The sequence below is a fragment of the Cobetia sp. ICG0124 genome, from assembly GCF_004006355.1.
GTDB lineage: Bacteria > Pseudomonadota > Gammaproteobacteria > Pseudomonadales > Halomonadaceae > Cobetia > Cobetia marina.
This window is the reverse complement of sequence record NZ_CP024893.1, coordinates 729,565-751,120: the sequence shown is the minus strand read 5'-3', so window position 1 is coordinate 751,120 and position 21,556 is coordinate 729,565. Positions and strand designations below refer to the sequence as shown.

Genomic DNA, 21,556 nt, shown 5'->3' with positions numbered 1-21,556 from the left:
GATCAGAGCCCCGCTTCCTTGACCCAGGGGCGCACAGGCTCCCCGGCTTGCATGCGGCTGGCACCCGCGGTCACCAGACGATCACCGGCATTCAACTCCCCCGTGATCACCAGCCCCTCGCCCGTGGCCTGAAGCACCTCGACGGGCACGGCTTCCACCGTCCCCTGCATATAACGCCACACCACGGCCTGCTGCGGGTCGGCATCGCGCATCACCACCGCTTCCACCGGGACACGCCATTGCCCCCCGGTGGCCCCCGTCAGCTGCTGCATGTCCAGCTCGACCGTCGCGCTCATGCCGGACAGCACGGTGATGTCCTGAGGCTCCGGCAGGGTCAGGGTGACCTGATAGCTCAGCGAGCCCTCACTGGCGCTGGTGTCATGCTCCTTGTAGCGCGCCGGATAGCGCTGTTCACCGCGCCCGAAGCGTACCCAGGCCAGCGCTGCATCCTCCTGACGCCCGGCCATGGCACGCTCACGGTCGATGGCGCGCACCTGGCGTTCCGGCAGATTGAAGGTCACGTCGATCTGACCGGGCTGCTGGAGCACCGCGATGGTTTCCTGCGCCGTGACCACCTGATAGTTGTCCACCGGCACTCGGGCGATCACCCCGTCATAGGGGGCTTTCAGCTCGGTATAGCTGAGCTGGTCCCGCGCCTGGGAGTACTGAGCCTGTGCCGACTGGAATTCCGCCTGCGCCTCATCGAAGCGTGCACGGCTGATGGCGCCCTTCTCCACCGAGTACTTCATGCGCTTGTAGGTCGCCTGGGCGAGATTGAAGCTGGAACGGGCGTTGTTGAGCTGACTGCGGGCATCACGATCATCCAGCTGCGCGATCAGCTCACCCTGCGTGACCTCCTGGCCGGCCTGCACGTTGAGCTCACGCAGCTCACCGCCGATCCGGAACGAGAGATTGGAACGCTCGGAGGCCTCGACCACGCCGGGATAGCGCTGAATGACACCGCCCCCCTCATCCGACAATGACAGCAATTTGACCGGATGCACCTTCTGCTTCTTCAGCGGCGCCTCGGCCTCGCTGCAGGCCGAAAGCCCGAGGGCCAGCAGCAGACCGGCAAACAGCTGCAGGGCAAGGCCTCCGCGCCAGGCGGCGGGAGTACGCAGGTGTGGCTTGGCACCAGGTCGAAGTTTCATCAGCAGGCCCTTGAGTCATTGGAATGGAAAAGCACAACGTGGCTCACGGTGCTGGATGACGAAGCGCTATCGCGTCCCAGGCCATCTCGAAGGCCTGGTCGAAGCATGCATCACTGATGGCCGGCACCTGACAGCCCGAGCCCTGCAGCAGGCTGTAGATCGAACGAAACATGAACACCTCGATGAGAGCGATGTCGATCTGTTTCAGAATGCCGGTCCGCTGGCCCTGCGCGAAGGCTTCCAGCAAGGGTGCGGCCCGCTCCTGGTTGGCCACCTTCAAGGCGTCCCGCATATGCGAGGAGTGAAGAAACTGATCATGAAAGCGGAACAAGGCGGGCTGGCGGCGCCCCAGCATCACCAGGGCGTGCCACACCCGACACAGCGCGGACTTGAGCTGCCAGGCCGCGGGGGACATCGCGGGCGATGTGACCCGTGATACCTGCGCGTCCGGCTCGGCCTCGAAGGCATCAAGCGCCACCTCGATGATGCGGCGGCTGACCTCGCTGAAGGTGGCCTCCAGCAAGTCGTCCTTGTCGCGATAGTAAAGATAGAGCGTTCCGGGGGACATGCCGGCAGCACGCGCGATGCGTGCCACGGAGGTCACGGCAAAACCATGCTCGGCCACCTCATGCAGAGTGGCTTCCAGCAGCGCCTGCTGCTTGTGTTCATCACGATGGCGCATGGCCTGTCTGCCTCTGGATCTGCTCAGGATGAGAATCCACACAAAATAAATGAACGTTCATTTATTTACAACCAGCCATTGCGCGCGCCTCAGCTCTCCGGGTCGATGATCGCGATGATATGGTCTTCCAGATCCTGCTGGCGCACCGAGGCCTCGGAGACGGCGAAGCGTGACACCGCGACACCGGCACGCTTGACGCTTCTGGCATCCCCGGTCAGCAGCGGATGCCATTCTGGCAGCTCACGGCCTTCATTCAGGCGGCGATAACCACAGGTTTCCGGCAGCCAGCGCAGCTTGCCCACCGTCTCGACATCCAGCGGGATGCAGCCCGGCACGCGTGTGGCGCGATTGGGGTAATCACGGCAGCTGACCTTGCGCACATCCAGCAGGCGACAGGCGACATCCAGTACCGCGATGTCGCCACTGTCTTCATCCTCGAATTTCAGCAGGCAGCATTGGCCACAGCCATCACACAGTGCCTCCCACTCGGCCGTGTTCAGCTCCGAAAGCGCATGCCGCTCCCAGAAACGCTCACGTTTTTCGCCGTCAGGTTGCGGAACATCACTCATCTTGCTCTCCTCGCCCTGCCGGGCAGCAGGGTCGGTCCAGTCGGTCTCGTCTGACGACGGGCAGTCGTCAGTAGTGCGTTTCCGGCGGCGTCACGCCAATCTCCTTGAGGAGATTTTCCTTGACCGGCGGCATCTGCAGGTAGAAGCCCTGCTCCCGAATCTTCTCCAGCACCGTGGTACTGGCCACACGTGCCAGCGGCTTGTCGGCACGGATCAACAGCGTCATCAACGGCGCAGGCCTGCCGAAGATCTCCAGCAGGGACTCCGGCACATCCTTGAGACCTCGCGTCTTCTCGACGTACAGATACATCTCGTCCTTGCGGGCGCTCTTGTAGATCTCGCAGATCATCTTGTCATCAGTCATTCGGGCTGGAACGCCTTGGCGAGGCGCTCGGCCAGCAGCGCGCCGCGCCAGCCACCCGGCAACGGCAGCGGCTCACCTTCGTAGTCGGCGATCACCAGCGCTTCCATGTCGCGACGCTTGCCGAGAATCTCCGGCTTGAGGTCCTGGGCCTCGGCGACCGCGTTGACCTCACGCTTGAGGCGCTTCATGCGCGCCTTCCATTCCGGCGCCAACGGCGACGGCGGCACGCGCGGCAACTGGCTGTCATCGATCATCGCCACGTCCTTGAGAATTTCCAGCACGCTGTCGCCGATGCGCTTGATCTGCGGCGGGTGGAGCCCCTCGACCTTGGCCAGTTCGAAACGATTGACCGGCAGACGCTCGCAGATGGCGAACAGCTGGGCATCCGCCAGCAGGCGCGAGCGCGGCACGTCACGCAGACGAATCTGGGCCTCACGCCACTCGCACAGGGACTGCCAGGCGGCCAGCCCACGCGGCGTGAGCTTCCACAGGCTGCGATGGCGCTTCCAGTACTCCGGGTCCGGCGTGGCACCCCCGCTGCTGCCCGGGGCACTGCAGTCCTCTTCCAGCCAGGCCATGCGACCCAGCTGATTCAGGGCCTCACGCTGCTGTGCCCAGACCTGCGGCAGGAACAGCACGTCCAGAGCGGCATAGTCACACTGCGCCTGACTCAGCGGACGCTTGAGCCAGTTGGAGCGCGTCTCTTCCTTGGGCACCGTGATGCCGGCCACACGTTCGACCAGACGCTGATAGCCCATGGAGGCCTCGCCACCCGTGAGCCCTTCGGCGATCTGGGTATCGATCAGCGGTGCCGGCGCCACGCCCGCCCAGCGCAGGAAGACTTCCATGTCCTCGCCGCAGGCATGCAGCAGCTTGAGCGGCCCCTCAGGACCCAGCAGACGCTTGAGCGCGTCACTGGCCGGCACCACCGTGGGGTCGATCAGAAAGATGCGCGGCGTCTTGCCATCCGCACCAGGCAGCTCACCATCGCGGGCCGCCATCAGCTGCACCAGTGCCGGAATCGGGAAGAAGGTGGACTCACGGATGAACTCGGTGTCCAGCGCCAACCAGTCGGCGCCCTCAAGTTCGGCACAGGCAGCGGCCAGCGCTTCGGGGGTCTCGACCCAGATGGCGTCGAAGTCTAGCTCTGACAGCAGTGCGGTGGCGGAAACGACGGCGGGCGTGGTGGTTCCTGACCACCACGCCCGCAGACGTGCTGCTGTTGTTGCCTTTCAGATCTCGCCGAGGGTAAAGGGCAATCGGCCGCTGAAGGCACGACTCAGCGTACCACCATCGACATATTCCAGCTCGCCACCCATCGGCACGCCATAGGCCAGCCGTGTCAGCTTGAGGGGCTGCCCGCCATGCGCCACATCGCGAAGCTGCTCGGCGATGTAGTGCGCGGTGGCTTCACCCTCGACCGTCGGGTTGGTGGCCAGCACCAGCTCTTCGATCTGACTCTCGCGCACGCGGGTTTCCAGCGCATCCAGGCCGATGTCCTCAGGCCCGATGCCGTCCAGCGGTGACAGGTGGCCATGCAGCACGAAGTAACGTCCCACGTAGCCACCCGCCCCTTCGATGGCAAGCTGGTCCGCGGGGGACTCCACCACGCACAGCACTCGCTCATCACGCCGAGGACTCAGGCACAGCTGACAGATCTCTTCTTCCGTCAGCGTCCGGCAGCGCGCGCAATAGCCGACACGCTCCAGCGCCTCGCCGAGTACACCGACCAGCCGGTCGGCCCCCATGCGATCACGCTCCAGCAGATGCAGCGCCATGCGCTGTGCGGTACGCGGACCGACGCCCGGCAGCACGCGCAGGGCATCCAGCAGCTGATCGACCAGCGGCGAGAATCCCATCAGAACGGCATCTTGAAGCCGGCCGGAAGGTTGAGACCCGCAGTCGCCTCTTCCATCTGCTTCTTGGAATTGACCTCGACCTTGCGCACCGCGTCGTTGACGGCAGCGGCCAGCAGGTCTTCCAGCAGTTCCTTGTCCTCTTCCATCAGACTCGGGTCGACCTCGACGCGCGAGACGTCATGGCGCCCGTTCATGGTGATCTTGACCATGCCGGCACCGGCTTCGCCCTGGACTTCGGCCTTGGCCGCTTCTTCCTGGACCTTCTGCATGCGCTCCTGCATTTCCTGCGCCTGCTTCATGATGTTGCCCATACCGCCTTTTCCACCAAACATGGCTCACCTCATCAATGACGTGTTGTACATGAACTAACGATAAATGCTGTCTGCCAGCCGCGCCATTCAGAAATTGTCCGGCTCGAAGGAGTTGACGCTTTCCTCGATCAAGCGCGCGCCCAATTGCTGCTCCAATGACTGGATATGCGGGTCAGCACGCAAGGCTTCAACCGCCCGCAGCTGACGCTCGCCCAGCAGACGAATGCGTCGGCTGTGAGGTGTCTCGAGACCCTCCGGCAGCGGGCCGACATTGATCTCGAGTTCCCGCACCACGCCCTGCCCTGCCAGCGCCTTGTGAATGCGCTCCCGGTGGACATCCGCCATCATCGCGGACTGGGCAGGGTCCAGCCTCAGCTTGAGGTGCGTGCCATCATCGTGCTCGACCAGACAGTGCGCACCGATGTTGCGTGTGATGCCGCCAAGCCCCAGCGCCGGGAATAGCTCCAGCCACGCCGCGTGATTCAAGCGGCCATCACCACTCGGCGCTTCAGCAGACGTCGGCGCTGCTGTTTCAGCAGGCTCCGGTGCTGATGCTTCAGCGGGCTCCGGGCCGGCGCTGACCCTGTCGCGGCCGATGTCTGGGGCTCATCTTGTGTCAGGTCGCGAAAGCCGGCATCCCGGGCGTCATGGGGAACGTCCTCCGTCGCCCAGGGGGGCGGCTCGTCCGCCATCGGCGGCGGTGCTTCAGTCACCGGTGCGGCAGACTGCGGAGCTGCGGGAGCCACCGAGGCAGCCGGGGCCTGAGCTGGCGCCCTCCGGCTGGCCGGTCATCGGCAGCGGCGTCTGCGCCGGACGCGGCACGCCCTGCGGGCGGAAGGCCAGCATGCGCAGCAACGTCATCTCCAGCGCGGTGCGGGCATCCGGCGCATTGGCCATGTCGGCGCGCCCCTGCAGGGCGATCTGGTAATAGAGCTGCACGTCTTCGCCTGTGAAGCGGCTGGCCAGCGCCAGCAGTGCATCACGGTCACCATGGCCGTTGTCCAGCGCGCTCGGCACCATCTGAGCGATCGCCAGGCGATGGAAGACGGAGGCCATGTCATCCAGCACCCCACCGTAATCCGGGCCCTGCTCGGCCAGCGTCGCGACCTCCGCCAGCAGACTCGCGGCGTTCAATTCCGCCAGACATTCCAGCAGCGCCAGCACATGACGGTGATCCAGGGTGCCCAGCATGGCGGCGACATCTTCGCGCCGCACCTGACCATGCCCGAAGGCGATCGCCTGGTCCGTCAGACTCATGGCGTCACGCATCGAGCCATCGGCGGCCTTGCCGAGCAACCACAGCGCGTCTTCCTCGAAGCTGACTTCCTCACGCCCGAGAATGTCGGTGAGGTGCTCGACCACGCGGACCGGCGGCATGTTCTTGAGCGTGAACTGCAGGCAGCGCGACAGGATGGTGACCGGCAGCTTCTGCGGATCAGTGGTCGCGAGCAGGAATTTCACATGGGGCGGCGGCTCTTCCAGCGTCTTGAGCAGCGCATTGAAACTGTGGGTCGACAGCATGTGCACCTCATCGATGAGGTACACCTTGTAGCGTCCCTGGGTCGGGGCGTACTGGACGTTGTCCAAAAGCTCACGCGTGTCCTCGACCTTGGTCCGCGAGGCGGCGTCGACTTCGATCAGGTCGACGAAGCGCCCCTCGTCGATCTCGCGACAGGTGCCACACACGCCGCAGGGTCTGGAGCTGACACCCTCCTCGCAGTTCAGACACTTGGCGAGAATGCGCGCCAGCGTCGTCTTGCCGACACCGCGAGTCCCGGTGAACAGATAGGCATGGTGCAGGCGCCCCTGATCGAGGGCATTGACCAGCGCACGGCTGACATGCTCCTGACCGATCAGTTCGTGAAAATTGCGCGGGCGCCACTTGCGCGCCAATACCTGATAGCTCATTGAGCGAGGCATTCCTTGGGTGATCTGAAACATGAGCGGAAAGCCTGCACGACCCGGATAAGCGTCACCACCGACAGTCGACAGACGGAGACCGATGACGCGGCCTCGCTGAGAATGCGCTCATTCTAGCGACTTGCCGAGTGGCTTCAAAGCACGTAACCACTTGTGCAACGGGATTGCTGTCTCCAGGCCGGCATTTCAGGCATGCGGATCTTTGCTGCCCTGAAATGGAGGCGGCCCCATCAGCCACATCCCGGCACACGCGTCAGCCACTACCGTTGCTCCCTTCCGGGCCTGGCGGGGTTTGCAGCCTAGCATTGCGGGAGGACCAACAGGGCCACCACAGACATGATCAATCGGTGAACTACCGAGCCAATCGCTTGAACTTCAAGCACTTGGCGTGATCAAGGCGCACACTATAACAGCGTGTTGCCGCCCTCACAAGAGGGGATGTCGCAGCGCGGAAATGGCGCACCATCAGCGGTAGCGCCAGCATCAGTACGATCATGCGCAGAAGGTGATGAAAGGCGACGAAGACGGGATCGAGATCCAGCGCCACCGCCAGCAGTGCCATCTCGCCGATCCCGCCCGGTGCCAGTGCCAGAAAGGCCACATCGCGCGGCACGCCCATTGCCTGATGGATCACTTCGGCGAAGCCACCCAGTACCGCAAGCGCGATCAGTGTCGCGATGCCCGATTGCCCCATTAACCCCGCCAGTCTGGCGGGTGAGAGCCCCTTGAAACGTGCCCCGATGGCGCAGCCCAGCACCAGCTGCATCACATCCGTCCCCCATATCGGGGGCGCAAAGCGCACCACCTCGGCCAATGACAACGCCATCGCCACCAGCAATGGCCCCAGCAACGCGGCATTCGGCAAGCGCAGGCGCCTGCCCAGAGGCAACAGCAACGGCAACGTCAGTACCAGCCACAGCCCGCTCACTGGCGGGTCGCCTACCCTGTCCGCTCCACCGCCTCCCTCCAGCAGCCAGTAGAGCGGCGGCAGGATGAGTATCACCAGCAGCACGCGCAGCGACTGGGCCACCGCGATACGCTGGGCATCGCCGCCACTGCGCTCCCCGATGATCACCATCGCCGTCAGCACCCCGGGCACCGAGGCGAACCAGGCACTGGTGGCATCGAAGCCGCAGCGTCGATACCAGGCGGCACAGGCCAGTGTCGAGGCCAGCACGCCGAGCAACAGCAATGTCCCCGACAGCCACCAGCTGGCAAGGTGCGAGACCAGCTCCGGCGACACTCGCGCTCCCAACGTCAGACCCAGCACCCCGAGAAACAGGCTGCGCAATCGCTCCGGCACGGCGAGTGTCAGCCCTGCCATGGCACCGAGCAGATTGGCGACCAGCGGCCCCAGCATCCACGCCAGCGGCATGCCGGTCAGCTGGAAGAGGCTGCCTCCCGCCACGCCCAGCGCCAGCGAGACCGCCAGCGATTTCCACTGATCGTTATCCACGGATGGAGTACAGACGCCGTCACTGCTGCTGGTGGAGGACGACGCACTGCTCTCCAGTACCCTGCACAGTGTCTTCATCAGCGAGGGACTCGACGTCACGCACCTGGCCGATGGCAGCGCGGCGCTGGCGCGACTCTCGCCAGGACAGCCGCACGGCTTCGCGCTGGTCGTGCTGGATCTCAACCTGCCCGGCGCCTCGGGGCTCGAGATACTGGCCGCCCTGCGTGAGCACGATCGCCATACCCCGGTCCTGATTCTCACCGCCCGCGGCGCCATCGAGGATCGCGTACGCGGACTGGATCTCGGTGCCGACGACTACCTCGCCAAACCCTTCGTGCTCGATGAACTGGAAGCCCGCGTGCGTGCTCTGCTGCGTCGTCATGCCAATCATCAGGCCAGCCAGGCCACGCATCAGGGCCGGGCGCTCAAACAGCGACTGGTGGTGGGCAGTCTGGCCTTCGAGCCGCTGAATGGTCGCTTCCTGCTGGCCGAGGCACCGCTGTCACTGCCCCCGCGCGAGCAGCGTCTGCTTGGCTGCCTGATCCAGCACGCCGGTGAGCCGGTGGACAAGGCCCGCCTGACCCGCGAGGCCTTCGGCGAGCAGGAGGCGGTCGGCGACAACGCCATCGAGGTCTATGTCCACCGCCTGCGCAAGCGCCTGGACGGCAGCGACGTCAGTCTGCGCACCATTCGCGGCCTCGGCTATCTGCTGGAACAGGCCCCGGCGTCAGTCTCTATCGTCGTCTGCTGAGCTGGCTGCTGATCCCGCTGCTGGCCCTGGGCACCCTGTTGCTGGTGCAGGCCTTCCTGTCCGCGCGTGAAGCCGCGGACCGCGCCTATGATCGTCTGCTGGAAGCCTCGCTGGTGACCATCGCCGAGCAGGTCAAATGGCAGGATGGTCAGCTATGGCTCGACCTGCCGCCGGCAGCCCTGGAAATGCTGGCCACCGATGCCCAGGAGCGGGTCTTCTACAGCCTGGTGGACGCCGATGGCGAGCAGGTCACGGGCAACACGCGGCTGCCCGATGCGGACGCAGTGGCGAACTGGCCTTTCGCGACATCGCCTGGCAGGGGCAGGCACTGCGCCTGGGCACGCTAGATACCCGCCTCGGTGGCTGGGGTGATGACCCGCGTCATGGCCAACGCTTCAGCATTCGTGTCGCCCATACCCGCGAAGGGCGCGATGCGCTGACCCAGGAGCTGTACCGTGGCTCGCTGGTGCGCCTGGCAGGCATGGCCATTCTGGCCCTGATGGTGGTGCTGGTGGGCGTGCGCATGGCGCTTGCGCCCCTCACGCGGCTGCGGCGAGCCATCCGCGAACGCGACCCGCGCAGCCTGGCGGCCTTGCAGCTGACGCTGCCGCGCGAGCTTGAGGAACTCAAGCATGCCCTCAATGAGCTGCTGTCCCGCATGCGCCGGGTCCGTGCCAATCAGGAGCGCTTCATCGGCGATGCCTCCCATCAGTTGCGCACGCCCCTGGCCGGTCTCTCCGCGCATGCCGAGCTGGCCCTGCGCCAGCAGGACCCGAGCGCCTGGCACGCGGCACTGGCACAGATGCAGGCCACCGCCAGCCACACCGCCCACCTGGCCAATCAGCTGCTGTCACTGACACGTCTCAACAATCCGGAAGTGCAACCTCCTCGGGTGCCGCTGGAGCTCTCGAGCCTGGTGCGCGACACGGTCAGCCGTCATTTCCTGCGCTGTGATCGCGCCGGTGTGGATCTCGGCCTCGAGATCGCGCCGGACATCGACCATGCCGCCTGGACGCCGGGTGTGGACTGGCAACTGCAGGAGGCGCTGGCCAACCTGATCGACAACGCCTGCAAGCATGGCGCGCGGGTGGTGACCGTGACGCTGAGCCGGGCGGATCTGGTGATCCATGCGGCGCTGGATCTGCCCGAGATTCGTCCGCTGCTGCAACGCTACAGCCGCGAACACCCCGGGATGCTGCTGCATTACGTCAATCGCTCCGCGCTGGCGCTGGAAGCCCGCTATCTGGCCGCCCCCCTGACACCTCGGGCCGACCTGATGATTTCCTCGGCCATGGGCCTGCAGTACCGTCTGGCCAATGGCGGCCATGCACGCCCGCTGCAAGCCGCGAACCTGACAGGCTGGCCCGAGAGCTCACGCTGGCGCAATGAGCTGTTCGCCATGAGCTTCGAGCCCATCGTGATGGTGGCGCGCCGCGATGCGCTGAAGCGTCTGGCCGACAGCGAAGGACTGCGCGACCCTCGCGATGCCCTGCGCAGTCATCGGGATCTCTGGCATCTGCTGGAGACACGCCGGGAGCTGCTGCGCGGTCGCGTGATCACCTACGACCCGCGTCGCAGCGGCTCCGGCTTCACCTATGCCGTCTCCGATGCCCGTCAGTCGCCTCGCTACTGGACACTGGTGCGCGCCATGGGTCAGGCCGATGCACGGCTGGTGACCACCACCGGCGCCATGCTCGAGGCACTGGCCAACGGCGAGGTGGATATCGCCTACAACCTGGTCGGGCCCTATGCCATCTCCTTTGCCCGCGCGCACCCTGAGCTGCTGGTGATCGTGCCGGAAGACTACGTGCTGATTCAGCGCCGACTGGCGTTCGTGCCGCGCCAGGCGCCGCATGGTGATGCCGGCGAGGCATTTCTGGACTGGTGGTTGAGTCTTGAGGGCCAACAGGCGGTGGCCAGTGACAGCGATCTGGGCGCATTGCATCCCGAGGTGAGCGGTGACGGCAGCGCGCGTGATCTGCGTGAACGTCTCGGCAACGCGCTGCGCCCCATCGAGATAGGCCCCGGCCTGCTCGCCACCCTCGACAGGCTCAAGCAGGCCAGCTTCCTGAGCCGCTGGGCGCTGGAGTTTCGGGCCCCGGCGCCCGTCTCGGCTCCAACGCTTTCCGGCGAGCCGCTGGCCGCTCTGAGCGGCTCGCCCGTGGCCGCTCGCTGCTCGATGAGACGCTCGGTGCCATCCTGACGATGCAGCCAGACATCCATCTGCTGGAAGGCCACCTTGAGACCGTTCTCGCGGAAGCGTGCATCGACCCAGCGATTGATCTCGTCTGTCGCATACAGACGGTCGGTAAGGTCGTTGACGTAGATGCGCAGCTCGAAGCCGAAGTTGTCCTTGTTGTAGCTCAGACAGAACACCAGAGGCTCCGGGTCCTTGAGCACCCGCCTGTTCTCCTGGGCGGCCTGCATCAGCAGGCGGTGCGCCAGATCCAGATCACTGCCATGGGCGACGCCGAAGTTGAGCACCACCCGCGTCACGTTGTCCGAGAGTGACCAGTTGATCAGCTGGTCGGTCACGAACACCTTGTTGGGAATGATGATCTCCTTGCGGTCGAAATCCGTCACCGTGGTGGCACGGATACGGATACGACTGACCGTCCCGTGCAGATTGCCGATGGTGATGGTGTCGCCGATGCGTACCGGGCGCTCGAACAGGATGATCAGACCCGAGATGAAGTTGGCGAAGATCTCCTGCAGACCGAAGCCCAGGCCGACACTCAACGCCGCCACCAGCCACTGCAGCTTGTCCCAGCTGACGCCCATGCTGCCCAGTGTCATCACGAAGCCCGTCGCCATGATCACGTAGGACAGCAGCGAGGTGATCGCATAGCTCGACCCCTGCTTGAGTTCGAGCCGCGACAGGATCGAGACCTCCAGCAGGCCCGGCAGGTTGCGCGCCATCATCACCGCGACCCCGAGAGTGACCAGCGCCGCGATCAGGTCCGCCAGCGAGATGGGGGTCGCGGAATCTCCCTCGGCCGAGGCGGCGATCTCCCAGACCACGACGCTGTCCAGGTAGCTGAGCACATTGAGCAGATCCGCCCAGACCAGATAGAAGATGAACATGAAGCTGATGACCAGAATCAGCTTCGACAGACGCAACGACTGGGAGTTGACCTGCTCCATGTCCAGCGGCGGCTCCTCGACCACCTCGACGCCGCCCTCCGCGCCTTCCTGCACCTGGGCTCGCCGACGCGCCACGGCACGTCGATACGCCAGACGGCGCGCCGCGACTGCCAGCCCGCGCACCACGGTGGCCTCGACCAGAATCCAGGCACCGAACAGGAACAGCGTGGTGATGAAGCGTCCACTGAGGCGCAGTGCCGTGTACTCATACCCCAGGCAGATCAGCACGCCCAGCGCCACCGGCACCATGGCCATGGCCAGCCCCAGAATCAGGCGGAACAGCTTGAGACCGAAGAACGGCACATGCGCCAGAATCAACCGCGAGAGACAGAAGCTCATCGCGCATAGCCCCGAGAACAGGATCAGCAGACCCAACGGGCGCTCCAGCAGATTGAGATCCGCCTCGCTGATGATGTTGGTGGTCAGGATGACCGGCAGCAGCGCGCAGCCCAGCCACCACAGATGGCGGCGCAGCTCGGCCACGTAGTTGGCAGGCCACTGGAAGTGACGCTCGGCCACGCCGTCCTTGACCAGCAGGCGCCGGAAGATGGCGAAGATCCCCCATGCCAGCGCCAGCTTGAGCAGCGCCTGGCCCAGCGCCCACAGCATGACGCCCTCCCCCAGCGACAGCACGCTGCCGATCAGTGCCAGCGCGAGTGCACCGGGGATCGCCAGCATCACGTTGAGCAGGATCGCCCGCGGAGTGTGCAGCTGGGTGTCCTGCTTGAGGCGGCCTATCTGGGCATGCAGGTCCGCCAGGCGCGATCGGATGTGCGAGCGCTTCCAGGTGATGAAGATCAGCAACAGCAGCCCCGGCAGCGCCACCCACAGATCATTGAGCTGGAAGCCCTTGGACAGCCCCGCCACCACGCCGCGCCATACGGTGGGCTTGAGCTCGTCCGCCAGCATTTGTGGAGTACGCGACAGCCAGTCCAGGTCCAGTGGCTTGCCATTGGCGACCCAGAAGAGCTGCTCCTCGATGGTCTGGCGCAGGCGTCCGGAGACTTCGAGCAACTGCTGCTGGTTGAGCTGCAGATCAATGGCGCGCGCCAGCAGGCTGTCATATTCCTTGTCGAGCTTGTCGACCAGCTCCTTGCGGGCCTCCAGCTGGCGAGTCAGCGCCTGACGCAGCTCGGAGCTGACCGTCTGGGCATCGGCGTTGCCGCCGGGGCGCTCCAGCGCGGCGCTTTCGCTCAGCACTTCGCTTTGCAGATAGTGCGGAATGTCCGCGAGCTGTTCGCGCACCTTGTTGAGCTCGAACTGCTTGAGGCGCAGATCGGCGATCTCTTCCTTCAGGTCCTGACGCACGTCGACCTTGGGCAGATGGCTCTGTTGCTCACGCAGGATACGCGCCAGCAGCACGCTGCCCTTGATGGCCTCGATCTGCTCGCTCATGGTGCGCTCGACCTGGGTGACGCGGTCCAGCTGGGTGCGCACCTCGAGACCATCGCGGATCACGGCGTTGACGCGATCCGTGATCGCCAGCAGCTGGCTGCTGAGTTCACGGTTGCGACTCAAGACCTGCTGGAAGATGGGGTTGCTGGTCAGCTCGGCATTCTCGCCGCTGGTGGCCTCCGCGATGGTCTGCTCGGACTGGTCTCGCCGCTTGGCGTTGACCAGGCTCTGCACCACCTTGAGGTCCTGCTCGAGAGTCTCGATACGCCGGCTGTAGAGCGTCTTGCGTACCTGCGCCAGCTCTCGCAGCTGCGAACTGGAGTTGAGCTCGGTGTGACTGAGCTCGCCACGTGCCTCGGCCAGGGCCAGACGCGCCTCCAGCAGGTCTCGGCCCGTGCCGGTCAGTGCCTGGCTGTCGCTGCCGGAGAGCTGGGTCTGCAGGCGCTGCACCTGCTGCTGGGCATCTGCCAGGGTCGAACGAGAGCGCTCCGGCAGACTCTGGGCATTGATGAGGCGCCGATTGGTACTCGCGAGCTTGTCCTGCAGGCTCTGGAGCTCGTCCAGGATACGCGTCATGCGCGCATCCAATGCCTCCACCGATTCCTCGACAGCCTGGCTCAGAAACGTGCCGAGGAGCGGGTGGTGCTCGAGGACGATGCCGAGAGCAATCCCCTGGCCATCACCGCCTACAAGCGCAACTATCTGCTGCCCTGGGCCTACAACTCGACCCCGAATGAGAGCAGCTTCGCCCAGGTGACCCGCGAAGGCGAGGTGGACAACACCGAGGTGAAGTACCAGCTCAGTCTCAAGGTCGGGTTGGTGAATGACATCTTCGATGACAATGGCGACCTGTACTTCGCCTATACCCAGCGCAGCTGGTGGCAGGCCTACAACTCCGATGCCTCGGCGCCGTTCCGCGAGACCAACTACGAGCCGGAAGCCTTCCTTCAGTTCGACAATCGCTATGAACTGCTGGGCTGGACCAACACGCGCAATCGCATCGGTTTCGCCCATCAGTCCAACGGGCGTTCCGACCCGCTGTCTCGCAGCTGGAACCGGGTCTATGCCGACATGATGTTCCAGAATGGCGACTGGGCCGTGGCGATCACGCCGCATTGGCGCGTGCCGGAGGAGTCCGATGAGGACGACAATCCGGACCTCTACAACTACATCGGCTACGGCGACATCACCGTGGGCTATACCGCGGATCAGCACGAGTTCACCTGGATGGTGCGCGGCAACCCCTCCAAGGGCAATTTCGGCAACCAGCTGGATTACTCCTTCCCGCTGTTCGGCAAGGTGCGCGGCTACGTGCAGTACTACCACGGCTATGGCGAGAGCCTCATCGACTACGACCACAGCGTGAACCGCCTGGGGCTGGGCTTCTCGATCAACACCTTCTTCGCCGGCCTGCCAGAGACCTGATCCCAATTCAGCCACCGGTGCCAACACCGAGCAGCTGAAGGAAGACCTGCGTCATCTCTCCCAGACCGTCGAGGAACTGCTGCACGCCTCGGCCGAGGATTCCCGCGAGAGCATGAAGGAAGCGCGTGCCCGCGCCCAGACCCGTCTGGAAGCCACTCGTGCCCGACTGAGTGCCCAGGGTGACCGTCTGGCCGCCAGCGCGCGTGAATCCGCGGACTGCGCTGACCGCTACGTGCACGACAACCCGTGGACCAGTGTCGGTATCGGCGCTGCCGCCGGTGTCGTCATCGGCATGCTGCTTGGCCGTCGCTGATGCAGGAGCAAGGGCCGGTTGAACGCGTACTTGGCGCCATCCGTCGTCTGACCGCGAGCCTGGTGGAGAGTGGCGAGACGCGTCTGCGTCTCGCCGTGCTGGAGCTCGAGGAGGAACGCGAACGCTTGTTCGTGATGCTGCTGCTGTCAGGTATCGCCCTGATGCTGATCTGCTTCGGTATCGGCCTGGCGATCCTGCTGGTGGTCGTGGCCTTCTGGGATACCCATCGCCTGCTGGCCATCGCCTTGAGCGGCGGTATCCTGCTGGCACTGGGCGGATTGATCGCCTGGCGGGTCAAGGTGATCGCTTCCCAACGCAGCCTGCTGCGCTCGACGCTCAGCAATCTGAGCCGCGACAGCGACAGCCTCAAGGACGTCCGCGCCGACGCACTGGAACGCCAGCGCCAACGCGAAAACCTCTGATGCCCCCCGCCTGCCAGCCCCTGCCAAGGAGGCGAGATGAGTTCTTCCAGACAGTCCCTCGCGCAGCGTGAGCCGGCACTTCCCCCCTCAGGGGGGAACGGTCGCCGGCAAGCGCATTCGCGCGATGCCAGGCGTGCGGAACTCGAAGCACGCATCAGCCAGCAGCGCCTCGACGTCAGTCATGCGATGCGTGACCTCAAGGAGGCAACCGCCCCCATCGACCGTGGCTGGGCCAAGGTGCAGCAATACCGTGGCCCGTTGGTTCTGGTGGGCGGCCTGATTGCCGCGCGGGGAGGTTTCCGGCCAAAGAAGGGCCTGAGCCTGATCAAGCGTGGCCTGATGGGCTGGGTGATGATTCGCCGCCTGAGAATACTGTTCGACAAGTGATCACGATATCAGGCGCCGCGACTGTCGCGCTTGAGCAGATGGATGCCCAGATAGAGAGCCGCGAAGATCAGGCCCAGCACGGCGCCAAAACCGAAGACATGGCGGCCATCGCCGGGCAGGAACTCCAGGAAGGAGGTCAGGAACTGGCCCAGGAAGATCGCCATCGTCAGGTAGGAGAGATTGCGTCCACGCACCAGTGCGTGGCTGCGCTCCACCGTCATGTGGTTGAGCAGCGGAATCGAGAAGCCGAAGCCCATCCCGGCCAGCACGGCACCCGCGCTCATCACCCCCATGTTCTCGGCCTGCTGGAAGACGAACAGGCTGGCGGCATACAGCACGAAGGCCAGTGCCAGCGTCGGCATCTCGCGCAAGGCACGTGAGACCTTCGGCATCCACATCGCCGCCACCACCGCGACCATCGAGATCGCCGCCAGGAAGATGCCGGTCGAGGCCTCGTTCAGCCCCAGCAGGTTCAGGCGCTTGGGCAGCATGACGATGGCGGTGAAGAACAGCGTCATGGCCATGGCCGCCGCCAGATAGACACTGGTGAGCGAAGCGGACAGCGCCTGCTGGCCAGACTTGCCAACCGTTTCATCAGGGGCTGCAGGTGACTGCCTGGGCACCATCATCCACAGCATGGCCAGCAGCAACCAGGCCAGCAGGTAGAGCAGGAAAGGCAGCTGCCAGGCGATGCCTGCCAGCACGCCACTGACGAACAGGAAGATCACGCCGCCAAGTTCGATGGACATGCCCTGCTGGGCAATCATCTTGAGTCGCGCATGGCCGTGATACCACTCGGAGATCAGCGTGGTGCCGCCCGCCATCACGACCGCGGTGACGCCCCCCAGCAGGATACGATCGGCGAACACGGCGACGGTGCCTTCCAGCAGTGCCCCGCCCGCCCCCAGCAGACCATACAGGAACAGCCCGCCAGTCAGCGCGCGATAGGCCCCGAGGCGGTCGATCATGCGTCCGGCGATAGACGCAAACAGCACCGCACCCAACGACGGCAGGGTGATCAGCCAGCTGGCATGGCTCTCCACCTCAAGCGCCGAGGCGATGCTCAGAAGCCCCGGCGCCACCACGGTACCCACCATGATGGTCAGGCAGGCGACCGCCAGCAGCGTGAAACGCCCGCCGCCAGAAAGTGATCGAGAGGTATCGCGCGTATCGAGCTGCCATGGAACTGCGCACACTGAGAACCTTCGTTTCCGTGGCGACGCACCGGAGCTTCTCGGCCGCCGCCCGCGAGCTGCACACCGTTCAGCCTGCCATCAGTCGCCAGATCGCCGATCTTGAAGCCGAACTGGGCGTGAGTCTGTTGTGGCGCAATACGCGGGAAGTGCGAGTGACGGCACCCGGCGAGGCGTTGCTGGAAGAAGCGCAGCGCATGCTGGCGCTGGAGGCACAGGCACGCAAGCGCGTGGCGATGGCCGCCAGCGGCCAGACCGGCACATTGCGCATCGGCTACATGAGCTCGGCCTGCGCAAGCTTCGTGCCCGGCCTGATGCGCGACTTCGCCGCCAGCCACCCCGAGGTCAGCCTCACCTTGCATGAGATGAGCGCCCAGCAGCAGCTGGATGCCTTCGCGCGTGACGAGATCGACCTCGGCCTGTCGCGTCCGCTGCCCATCGAGCAGCGCGATACCCTGACGGCTCTGCCGGTCTACGAGGATAGGCTGATGGCGGTGATACCCCAGGGGCATCGCTTGGCGCACCGCAAACGACTGGCCCTCAGCGAGCTTGCGCAGCAGGACTTCGTGCTGTTTCAGCGCACGCAGGCGACGGGGCTATTTGACCAGATCATCAGCGCCTGCGGCGATGCCGGCTTCTCGCCGCGCCTCCAGCGCCAGCCGGCCATGATGCAGACGCTGCTCAGTGAGGTCGCGGCCGGACTGGGGGTCGCCATCGCGCCCGGCTGCATCCGCCGTCTGCAGTGCGATGGCTGTCAGTTCATTCCCCTGCGTCCGGCGCTCGGGGCGGTGCCATTGGAGCTTCACTATCCGACCACACCGGGCCGACCGGTGACCGAGGCCTTCGTCGCGCTGGTCGAGCAGCGCCTGCCCGCCATCCGCCAGCAGATGGCATGAGACGCGGCCAGTGGTGAGAACGTGCTGGTCAGCAGTTCAGCCCGCAGGCCACCGCCGAGGACCACGCCCACTGGAAGTTGTAGCCGCCCAGTTCGCCGGTGACATCCAGCACCTCACCGATGAAGGCCAGCTGCGGGAGATCGCGCACGCTGAAGTCCTTCTGCGAGATGGCATCGGTGACCACGCCGCCCATGGTGACCTCGGCGGTGCGCCAGCCTTCGGTGCCCGCCGGCTTGAGCTGCCAGTGGTTGAGCGCCTTGGCCAGCTGCTCGAGACGCGCGTTGGAGAGCTCGGCGAGGCTGCGCTCGCTGATGCGGCCGGCATCGGCGTCCTGCCACTCGACCAGCGACTGGGCGAGACGCTTGGGCAGGCGCTCGCCAAGCCAGGGACCGATCTGGCGCTTGGGATGCTGCTCACGCAGGGCCAGCAGCTCGGCGTAGGCGTCCACCCCCGGCAGCAGATCGATGTCCAGTGGCTGACCGGGCGTCCACCAGCTGGAGGCCTGCAGCATCGCCGGGCCGGAAAGCCCACGGTGGGTGATCAGCATCGGTTCGCGATACTGGCCCTTGCCGGCAGTGACGCTGACGTCACAGGCAAGCCCGGACAGCGGCGACAGGCGCTCCTTCCACTGCGAGGTCAGCGTGAACGGCACCAGCGCCGCGTAGGTCTCGGTGACCTCGAGCCCGAACTGGCGCGCGATATCATAGCCAAAGCCTGTCGCGCCCAGCGTCGGGATCGACATGCCACCGGTCGCCACTACCACCCGCCCTGCCGTATGCGTGCCGTTGCTGGTCTCGACCCGCATGCCCTCACCCGCACGTTCCAGCGAAGTGATGCGCGTGTTGAGACGAATCTCCGCCCCGGCCCACTCGCACTCCGTCATCAGGATCGCCAGCAGATCCTTGGCGGAATCCGCGCAGAACAGCTGCCCCGGCTTCTTCTCGACATGCTCCAGCCCGTGACGCTCCACCAGCTCGAGAAAGTGATGCGGCGTGTAGCGCTTGAGTGCCGAGATGCAGAAGTGCGGATTGCGCGAGAAGAAGTTGGACGGCCCGGCATCCAGGTTGGTGAAATTGCAGCGCCCGCCACCTGACATCAGGATCTTCTTGCCGGCCTTGTTGGCGTGGTCCAGCACCAGCACGCGCTTGCCCTGATAGCCCGCCGTGGCGGCACACATCAGGCCTGCCGCGCCTGCGCCGATGATGATGACGTCGTATGTGGCCATGCTGGAAACCTCGTGCAACAAGAAGAGAAACTCAGACGATGACGCCCTGGCTGCGCAGGTAGTCATCGTAGGTGCCGGAGAAGTCGACCACACCCTCGGCATTCAGCTCGATGATGCGCGTGGCCAGCGAGCCGACGAATTCACGGTCGTGGCTGACGAAGATCAGCGTGCCCGGATAGTTTTCCAGCGCGAGGTTGAGTGCCTCGATGGACTCCATGTCCAGGTGGTTGGTCGGCTCATCCATCACCAGCACGTTGGGCTGCTTGAGGATCAACTTGCCGAACAACATGCGACCCTGCTCACCACCGGAAAGCACCTTGACCGACTTCTGGATGTCGTCATTGGAGAACAGCATGCGGCCCAGGGTGCCACGCACGACCTGTTCGCCCCCACCGGTCCACTGCGACATCCAGTCGTAGAGGCTCATGTCGTTGGCGAAGTCATGCGCGTGGTCCTGCGCGTAGTAGCCGACTTCCGCGGCGTCGGTCCACTTCACTTCACCGGCATCCGGGTGCATCTCGCCGACCAGGGTGCGCAGCAGCGTGGTCTTGCCGATACCGTTCGGGCCGATGATGGCGACACGCTCACCGGCGGCGACCGTGAAGCTGAAGTTCTCGAACAGGGTGTTGCCATCGAAGCCCTTGGCAAGCTTGTCGATCATCACCGCGTTGTTGTGGACCTTTTTGGTCTGCTCGAAGCGGATGAACGGGCTGACGCGTGAGGACGGCTTGATCTCGTTGAGCTGGATCTTGTCGATCTGCTTGGCACGCGAGGTCGCCTGCTTGGCCTTGGAGGCGTTGGCGGAGAAGCGGCTGACGAAGGACTGCAGCTCGGCGATCTGCGCCTTCTTCTTGGCGTTGTCGGCCTGCAGCTGTTCACGCGCCTGGGTGGCGGCGGTCATGTACTCGTCATAGTTGCCCGGGAACAGACGCAGCTCACCGTAATCCAGGTCCGCCATGTGGGTGCAGACACTGTTCAGGAAGTGACGGTCGTGCGAGATGATGATCATGGTGCTGGAGCGCGCGGTCAGCACGCCTTCCAGCCAGCGGATGGTGTTGATGTCCAGGTGGTTGGTCGGCTCATCGAGTAGCAGGACGTCAGGATCGGAGAACAGCGCCTGCGCCAGCAGCACGCGCAGTTTCCAGCCCGGCGCGACTTCACTCATCGGCCCCAGGTGCTGCTCAATGGGGATATCGAGGCCCATCAGCAGCTCACCGGCACGCGCTTCGGCGGTGTAGCCGTCAAGCTCGGCGAATTCGACCTCGAGGTCGGCGACCTTCATGCCGTCTTCCTCGCTCATCTCCGGCAGCGAGTAGATGCGATCACGCTCGGCCTTGACCACGGCCAGGCGCTCGTGGCCCATGATGACGGTGTCGAGCACCGTGTATTCCTCATAGGCGAACTGGTCCTGACGCAGCTTGCCCAGACGGGTGTTGGGCTCGAGCATGACGTGGCCACCGGACGGCTCAAGATCGCCGCCGAGAATCTTCATCATGGTCGACTTGCCGCAGCCGTTGGCGCCGATCAGGCCATAGCGATTGCCACGACCGAATTTGGCGGAGACGTCTTCAAACAGCGGCTTGGCACCGAACTGCATGGTGAGATTGGCGGTAGAGATCACGAGGGAATATCCGTTTGGAATGAAAAGGGGTCCGTCAGGCATCAGCCACGGAAGAAGACTTCCAGCAGGTGATAGCCGAACTTGCTCTTCAGCGGCCCCTGCAGGGTATTGAGCGGGCCCTTGAAGATGGCGCGATCAATGCCGCCGACCATCTGGCCGGGGCGCACTTCGCCCAGGTCACCGCCCCGCTTGCCGGAAGGACAGGTGGAGTGCTTCTTCGCCAGCTTCTCGAACGGCTGGCCGCGCTCCAGTGACTGCTTGAGACGCTGCGCCTCGGCCTCGGTCTTCACCAGAATGTGGCGTGCCATGGCAATACGAGCCATCTCATGTCCTCTTGCAAGCGAATGCGTGCCTGTCTTCTCCCGGTTCGCGTTCTGTCCCTCCGAGGTGCCGTCCTGCAACAGCCAACAAGGTGAATCTGAAGGCGGGCATGATAACAGCTCAGGAAGACAGACGCTGCACCCCGTCATCT

The 21,556-nt window shown here is 64.8% G+C and carries 20 protein-coding genes, 1 other RNA gene and 3 pseudogenes; 9 read left to right on the top strand and 15 right to left on the bottom strand.

What is annotated here, in order from left to right:
* Positions 1–2 precede the first annotated feature (2 nt).
* The 10 genes and pseudogenes from CU110_RS03405 to CU110_RS03360 all read right to left on the bottom strand — a co-directional run bounded on the left by CU110_RS03405 (position 3) and on the right by CU110_RS03360 (position 8,312).
* Complete coding sequence (locus CU110_RS03405) at positions 3–1,151, bottom strand: efflux RND transporter periplasmic adaptor subunit (RefSeq protein WP_127734553.1); 1,149 nt, start codon at positions 1,149–1,151, stop codon at positions 3–5.
* A gap of 43 nt (positions 1,152–1,194) precedes the next feature.
* On the bottom strand, positions 1,195–1,833 hold the full coding sequence (locus tag CU110_RS03400) for a TetR/AcrR family transcriptional regulator (protein WP_077375426.1): 639 nt from the start codon (positions 1,831–1,833) through the stop codon (positions 1,195–1,197).
* An 89-nt stretch (positions 1,834–1,922) separates the two neighbouring features.
* A complete protein-coding gene (locus CU110_RS03395) occupies positions 1,923–2,402 on the bottom strand; it encodes a YcgN family cysteine cluster protein (RefSeq protein WP_084207964.1) in 480 nt (159 codons plus the stop codon).
* Between the two features lie 67 nt (positions 2,403–2,469).
* Positions 2,470–2,766, bottom strand: coding sequence for a YcgL domain-containing protein (locus CU110_RS03390; protein ID WP_077375431.1), 297 nt, complete (start codon positions 2,764–2,766; stop codon positions 2,470–2,472).
* Positions 2,763–3,896: a ribonuclease D gene (gene rnd / locus CU110_RS03385; protein WP_346427181.1), complete on the bottom strand. Its 1,134-nt coding sequence runs from the start codon at positions 3,894–3,896 to the stop codon at positions 2,763–2,765. Before rnd ends, CU110_RS03390 begins: the two co-directional genes overlap by 4 nt.
* Positions 3,897–3,998: 102 nt before the next feature.
* Positions 3,999–4,625, bottom strand: coding sequence for a recombination mediator RecR (gene recR, locus CU110_RS03380; protein WP_077375437.1), 627 nt, complete (start codon positions 4,623–4,625; stop codon positions 3,999–4,001).
* A complete protein-coding gene (locus tag CU110_RS03375) occupies positions 4,625–4,957 on the bottom strand; it encodes a YbaB/EbfC family nucleoid-associated protein (protein WP_077375440.1) in 333 nt (110 codons plus the stop codon). Before CU110_RS03375 ends, recR begins: the two co-directional genes overlap by 1 nt.
* 66 nt (positions 4,958–5,023) lie before the next feature.
* Positions 5,024–6,844 (bottom strand): annotated as a pseudogene (gene dnaX, locus CU110_RS03370) (DNA polymerase III subunit gamma/tau).
* A gap of 237 nt (positions 6,845–7,081) precedes the next feature.
* Positions 7,082–7,178, bottom strand: an RNA gene (gene ffs, locus CU110_RS03365) — signal recognition particle sRNA small type.
* 30 nt (positions 7,179–7,208) lie between these two features.
* Positions 7,209–8,312, bottom strand: coding sequence for an AbrB family transcriptional regulator (locus CU110_RS03360; RefSeq protein ID WP_240665462.1), 1,104 nt, complete (start codon positions 8,310–8,312; stop codon positions 7,209–7,211).
* A 31-nt stretch (positions 8,313–8,343) separates the two neighbouring features.
* Here CU110_RS03360 and CU110_RS03355 point away from each other — a divergent pair, with 31 nt between their 5' ends.
* The 4 genes and pseudogenes from CU110_RS03355 to CU110_RS16515 all read left to right on the top strand — a co-directional run bounded on the left by CU110_RS03355 (position 8,344) and on the right by CU110_RS16515 (position 11,266).
* A complete protein-coding gene (locus CU110_RS03355) occupies positions 8,344–9,063 on the top strand; it encodes a response regulator transcription factor (protein WP_240665461.1) in 720 nt (239 codons plus the stop codon).
* Positions 9,064–9,107: 44 nt separating this feature from the next.
* Complete coding sequence (locus CU110_RS15940) at positions 9,108–9,410, top strand: sensor histidine kinase N-terminal domain-containing protein (protein ID WP_240665532.1); 303 nt, start codon at positions 9,108–9,110, stop codon at positions 9,408–9,410.
* Positions 9,371–9,454: pseudogene (locus CU110_RS17840) on the top strand (hypothetical protein); the annotation flags it as partial. The gene CU110_RS15940 and the pseudogene CU110_RS17840, both read left to right, overlap by 40 nt.
* 90 nt (positions 9,455–9,544) lie before the next feature.
* Positions 9,545–11,266, top strand: coding sequence for an extracellular solute-binding protein (locus CU110_RS16515; RefSeq protein WP_240665460.1), 1,722 nt, complete (start codon positions 9,545–9,547; stop codon positions 11,264–11,266).
* Positions 11,267–11,292: 26 nt separating this feature from the next.
* Here the strand turns inward: CU110_RS16515 and mscK are convergent.
* A pseudogene (gene mscK, locus CU110_RS03340) lies at positions 11,293–14,199 on the bottom strand (mechanosensitive channel MscK); the annotation flags it as partial.
* Positions 14,200–14,244: 45 nt separating this feature from the next.
* On the opposite strand from mscK, the gene CU110_RS03335 reads away from it, so the two are divergent.
* The 4 genes from CU110_RS03335 to CU110_RS03320 are packed head-to-tail and all read left to right on the top strand — an operon-like array spanning position 14,245 to position 16,149.
* Positions 14,245–15,027, top strand: a complete 783-nt coding sequence (locus CU110_RS03335) for a phospholipase A (protein WP_240665459.1) — start codon at positions 14,245–14,247, stop codon at positions 15,025–15,027.
* Positions 15,028–15,061: 34 nt separating this feature from the next.
* Entirely contained in the window at positions 15,062–15,340 is a 279-nt protein-coding gene (locus CU110_RS03330; RefSeq protein WP_127734540.1) for a DUF883 family protein, read from the top strand.
* The gene (locus CU110_RS03325; protein WP_043333873.1) at positions 15,340–15,762 is read left to right on the top strand and encodes a phage holin family protein; all 423 of its coding nucleotides are present in this window, start codon (positions 15,340–15,342) and stop codon (positions 15,760–15,762) included. Before CU110_RS03330 ends, CU110_RS03325 begins: the two co-directional genes overlap by 1 nt.
* A gap of 36 nt (positions 15,763–15,798) precedes the next feature.
* A complete protein-coding gene (locus CU110_RS03320) occupies positions 15,799–16,149 on the top strand; it encodes a YqjK-like family protein (protein WP_084207957.1) in 351 nt (116 codons plus the stop codon).
* 8 nt (positions 16,150–16,157) lie between these two features.
* Here the strand turns inward: CU110_RS03320 and CU110_RS03315 are convergent, their stop codons facing one another.
* Entirely contained in the window at positions 16,158–17,345 is a 1,188-nt protein-coding gene (locus CU110_RS03315) for an MFS transporter (RefSeq protein ID WP_205694058.1), read from the bottom strand.
* On the opposite strand from CU110_RS03315, the gene CU110_RS03310 reads away from it, so the two are divergent.
* A complete protein-coding gene (locus CU110_RS03310) occupies positions 17,330–18,238 on the top strand; it encodes a LysR family transcriptional regulator (RefSeq protein ID WP_127734538.1) in 909 nt (302 codons plus the stop codon). The two genes, CU110_RS03315 and CU110_RS03310, sit on opposite strands and share 16 nt — an antisense overlap.
* Positions 18,239–18,266: 28 nt before the next feature.
* Here the strand turns inward: CU110_RS03310 and CU110_RS03305 are convergent, their stop codons facing one another.
* Genes CU110_RS03305 through CU110_RS03295 form a run of 3 tightly spaced genes read right to left on the bottom strand, consistent with a single transcriptional unit; the run spans position 18,267 to position 21,407 of the window.
* Positions 18,267–19,463: an NAD(P)/FAD-dependent oxidoreductase gene (locus tag CU110_RS03305; protein ID WP_077375472.1), complete on the bottom strand. Its 1,197-nt coding sequence runs from the start codon at positions 19,461–19,463 to the stop codon at positions 18,267–18,269.
* 31 nt (positions 19,464–19,494) lie between these two features.
* Complete coding sequence (locus CU110_RS03300) at positions 19,495–21,084, bottom strand: ABC-F family ATPase (RefSeq protein WP_077375479.1); 1,590 nt, start codon at positions 21,082–21,084, stop codon at positions 19,495–19,497.
* Positions 21,085–21,125: 41 nt separating this feature from the next.
* Positions 21,126–21,407, bottom strand: coding sequence for a peptidylprolyl isomerase (locus CU110_RS03295; RefSeq protein ID WP_077375482.1), 282 nt, complete (start codon positions 21,405–21,407; stop codon positions 21,126–21,128).
* Positions 21,408–21,556: the final 149 nt, after the last annotated feature.

Bases quoted from the DNA above. Each gene is read 5' to 3' on its own strand.
- CU110_RS03405 (WP_127734553.1), bottom strand. From the start codon at position 1,151: ATGAAACTTCGACCTGGTGCCAAGCCACACCTGCGTACTCCCGCCGCC.
- CU110_RS03400 (WP_077375426.1), bottom strand. From the start codon at position 1,833: ATGCGCCATCGTGATGAACACAAGCAGCAGGCGCTGCTGGAAGCCACT.
- CU110_RS03395 (WP_084207964.1), bottom strand. From the start codon at position 2,402: ATGAGTGATGTTCCGCAACCTGACGGCGAAAAACGTGAGCGTTTCTGG.
- CU110_RS03390 (WP_077375431.1), bottom strand. From the start codon at position 2,766: ATGACTGATGACAAGATGATCTGCGAGATCTACAAGAGCGCCCGCAAG.
- recR (WP_077375437.1), bottom strand. From the start codon at position 4,625: ATGGGATTCTCGCCGCTGGTCGATCAGCTGCTGGATGCCCTGCGCGTG.
- CU110_RS03375 (WP_077375440.1), bottom strand. From the start codon at position 4,957: ATGTTTGGTGGAAAAGGCGGTATGGGCAACATCATGAAGCAGGCGCAG.
- CU110_RS16515 (WP_240665460.1), top strand. From the start codon at position 9,545: ATGGCCATTCTGGCCCTGATGGTGGTGCTGGTGGGCGTGCGCATGGCG.
- CU110_RS03325 (WP_043333873.1), top strand. From the start codon at position 15,340: ATGCAGGAGCAAGGGCCGGTTGAACGCGTACTTGGCGCCATCCGTCGT.
- CU110_RS03320 (WP_084207957.1), top strand. From the start codon at position 15,799: ATGAGTTCTTCCAGACAGTCCCTCGCGCAGCGTGAGCCGGCACTTCCC.
- CU110_RS03310 (WP_127734538.1), top strand. From the start codon at position 17,330: ATGGAACTGCGCACACTGAGAACCTTCGTTTCCGTGGCGACGCACCGG.
- CU110_RS03305 (WP_077375472.1), bottom strand. From the start codon at position 19,463: ATGGCCACATACGACGTCATCATCATCGGCGCAGGCGCGGCAGGCCTG.
- CU110_RS03295 (WP_077375482.1), bottom strand. From the start codon at position 21,407: ATGGCTCGTATTGCCATGGCACGCCACATTCTGGTGAAGACCGAGGCC.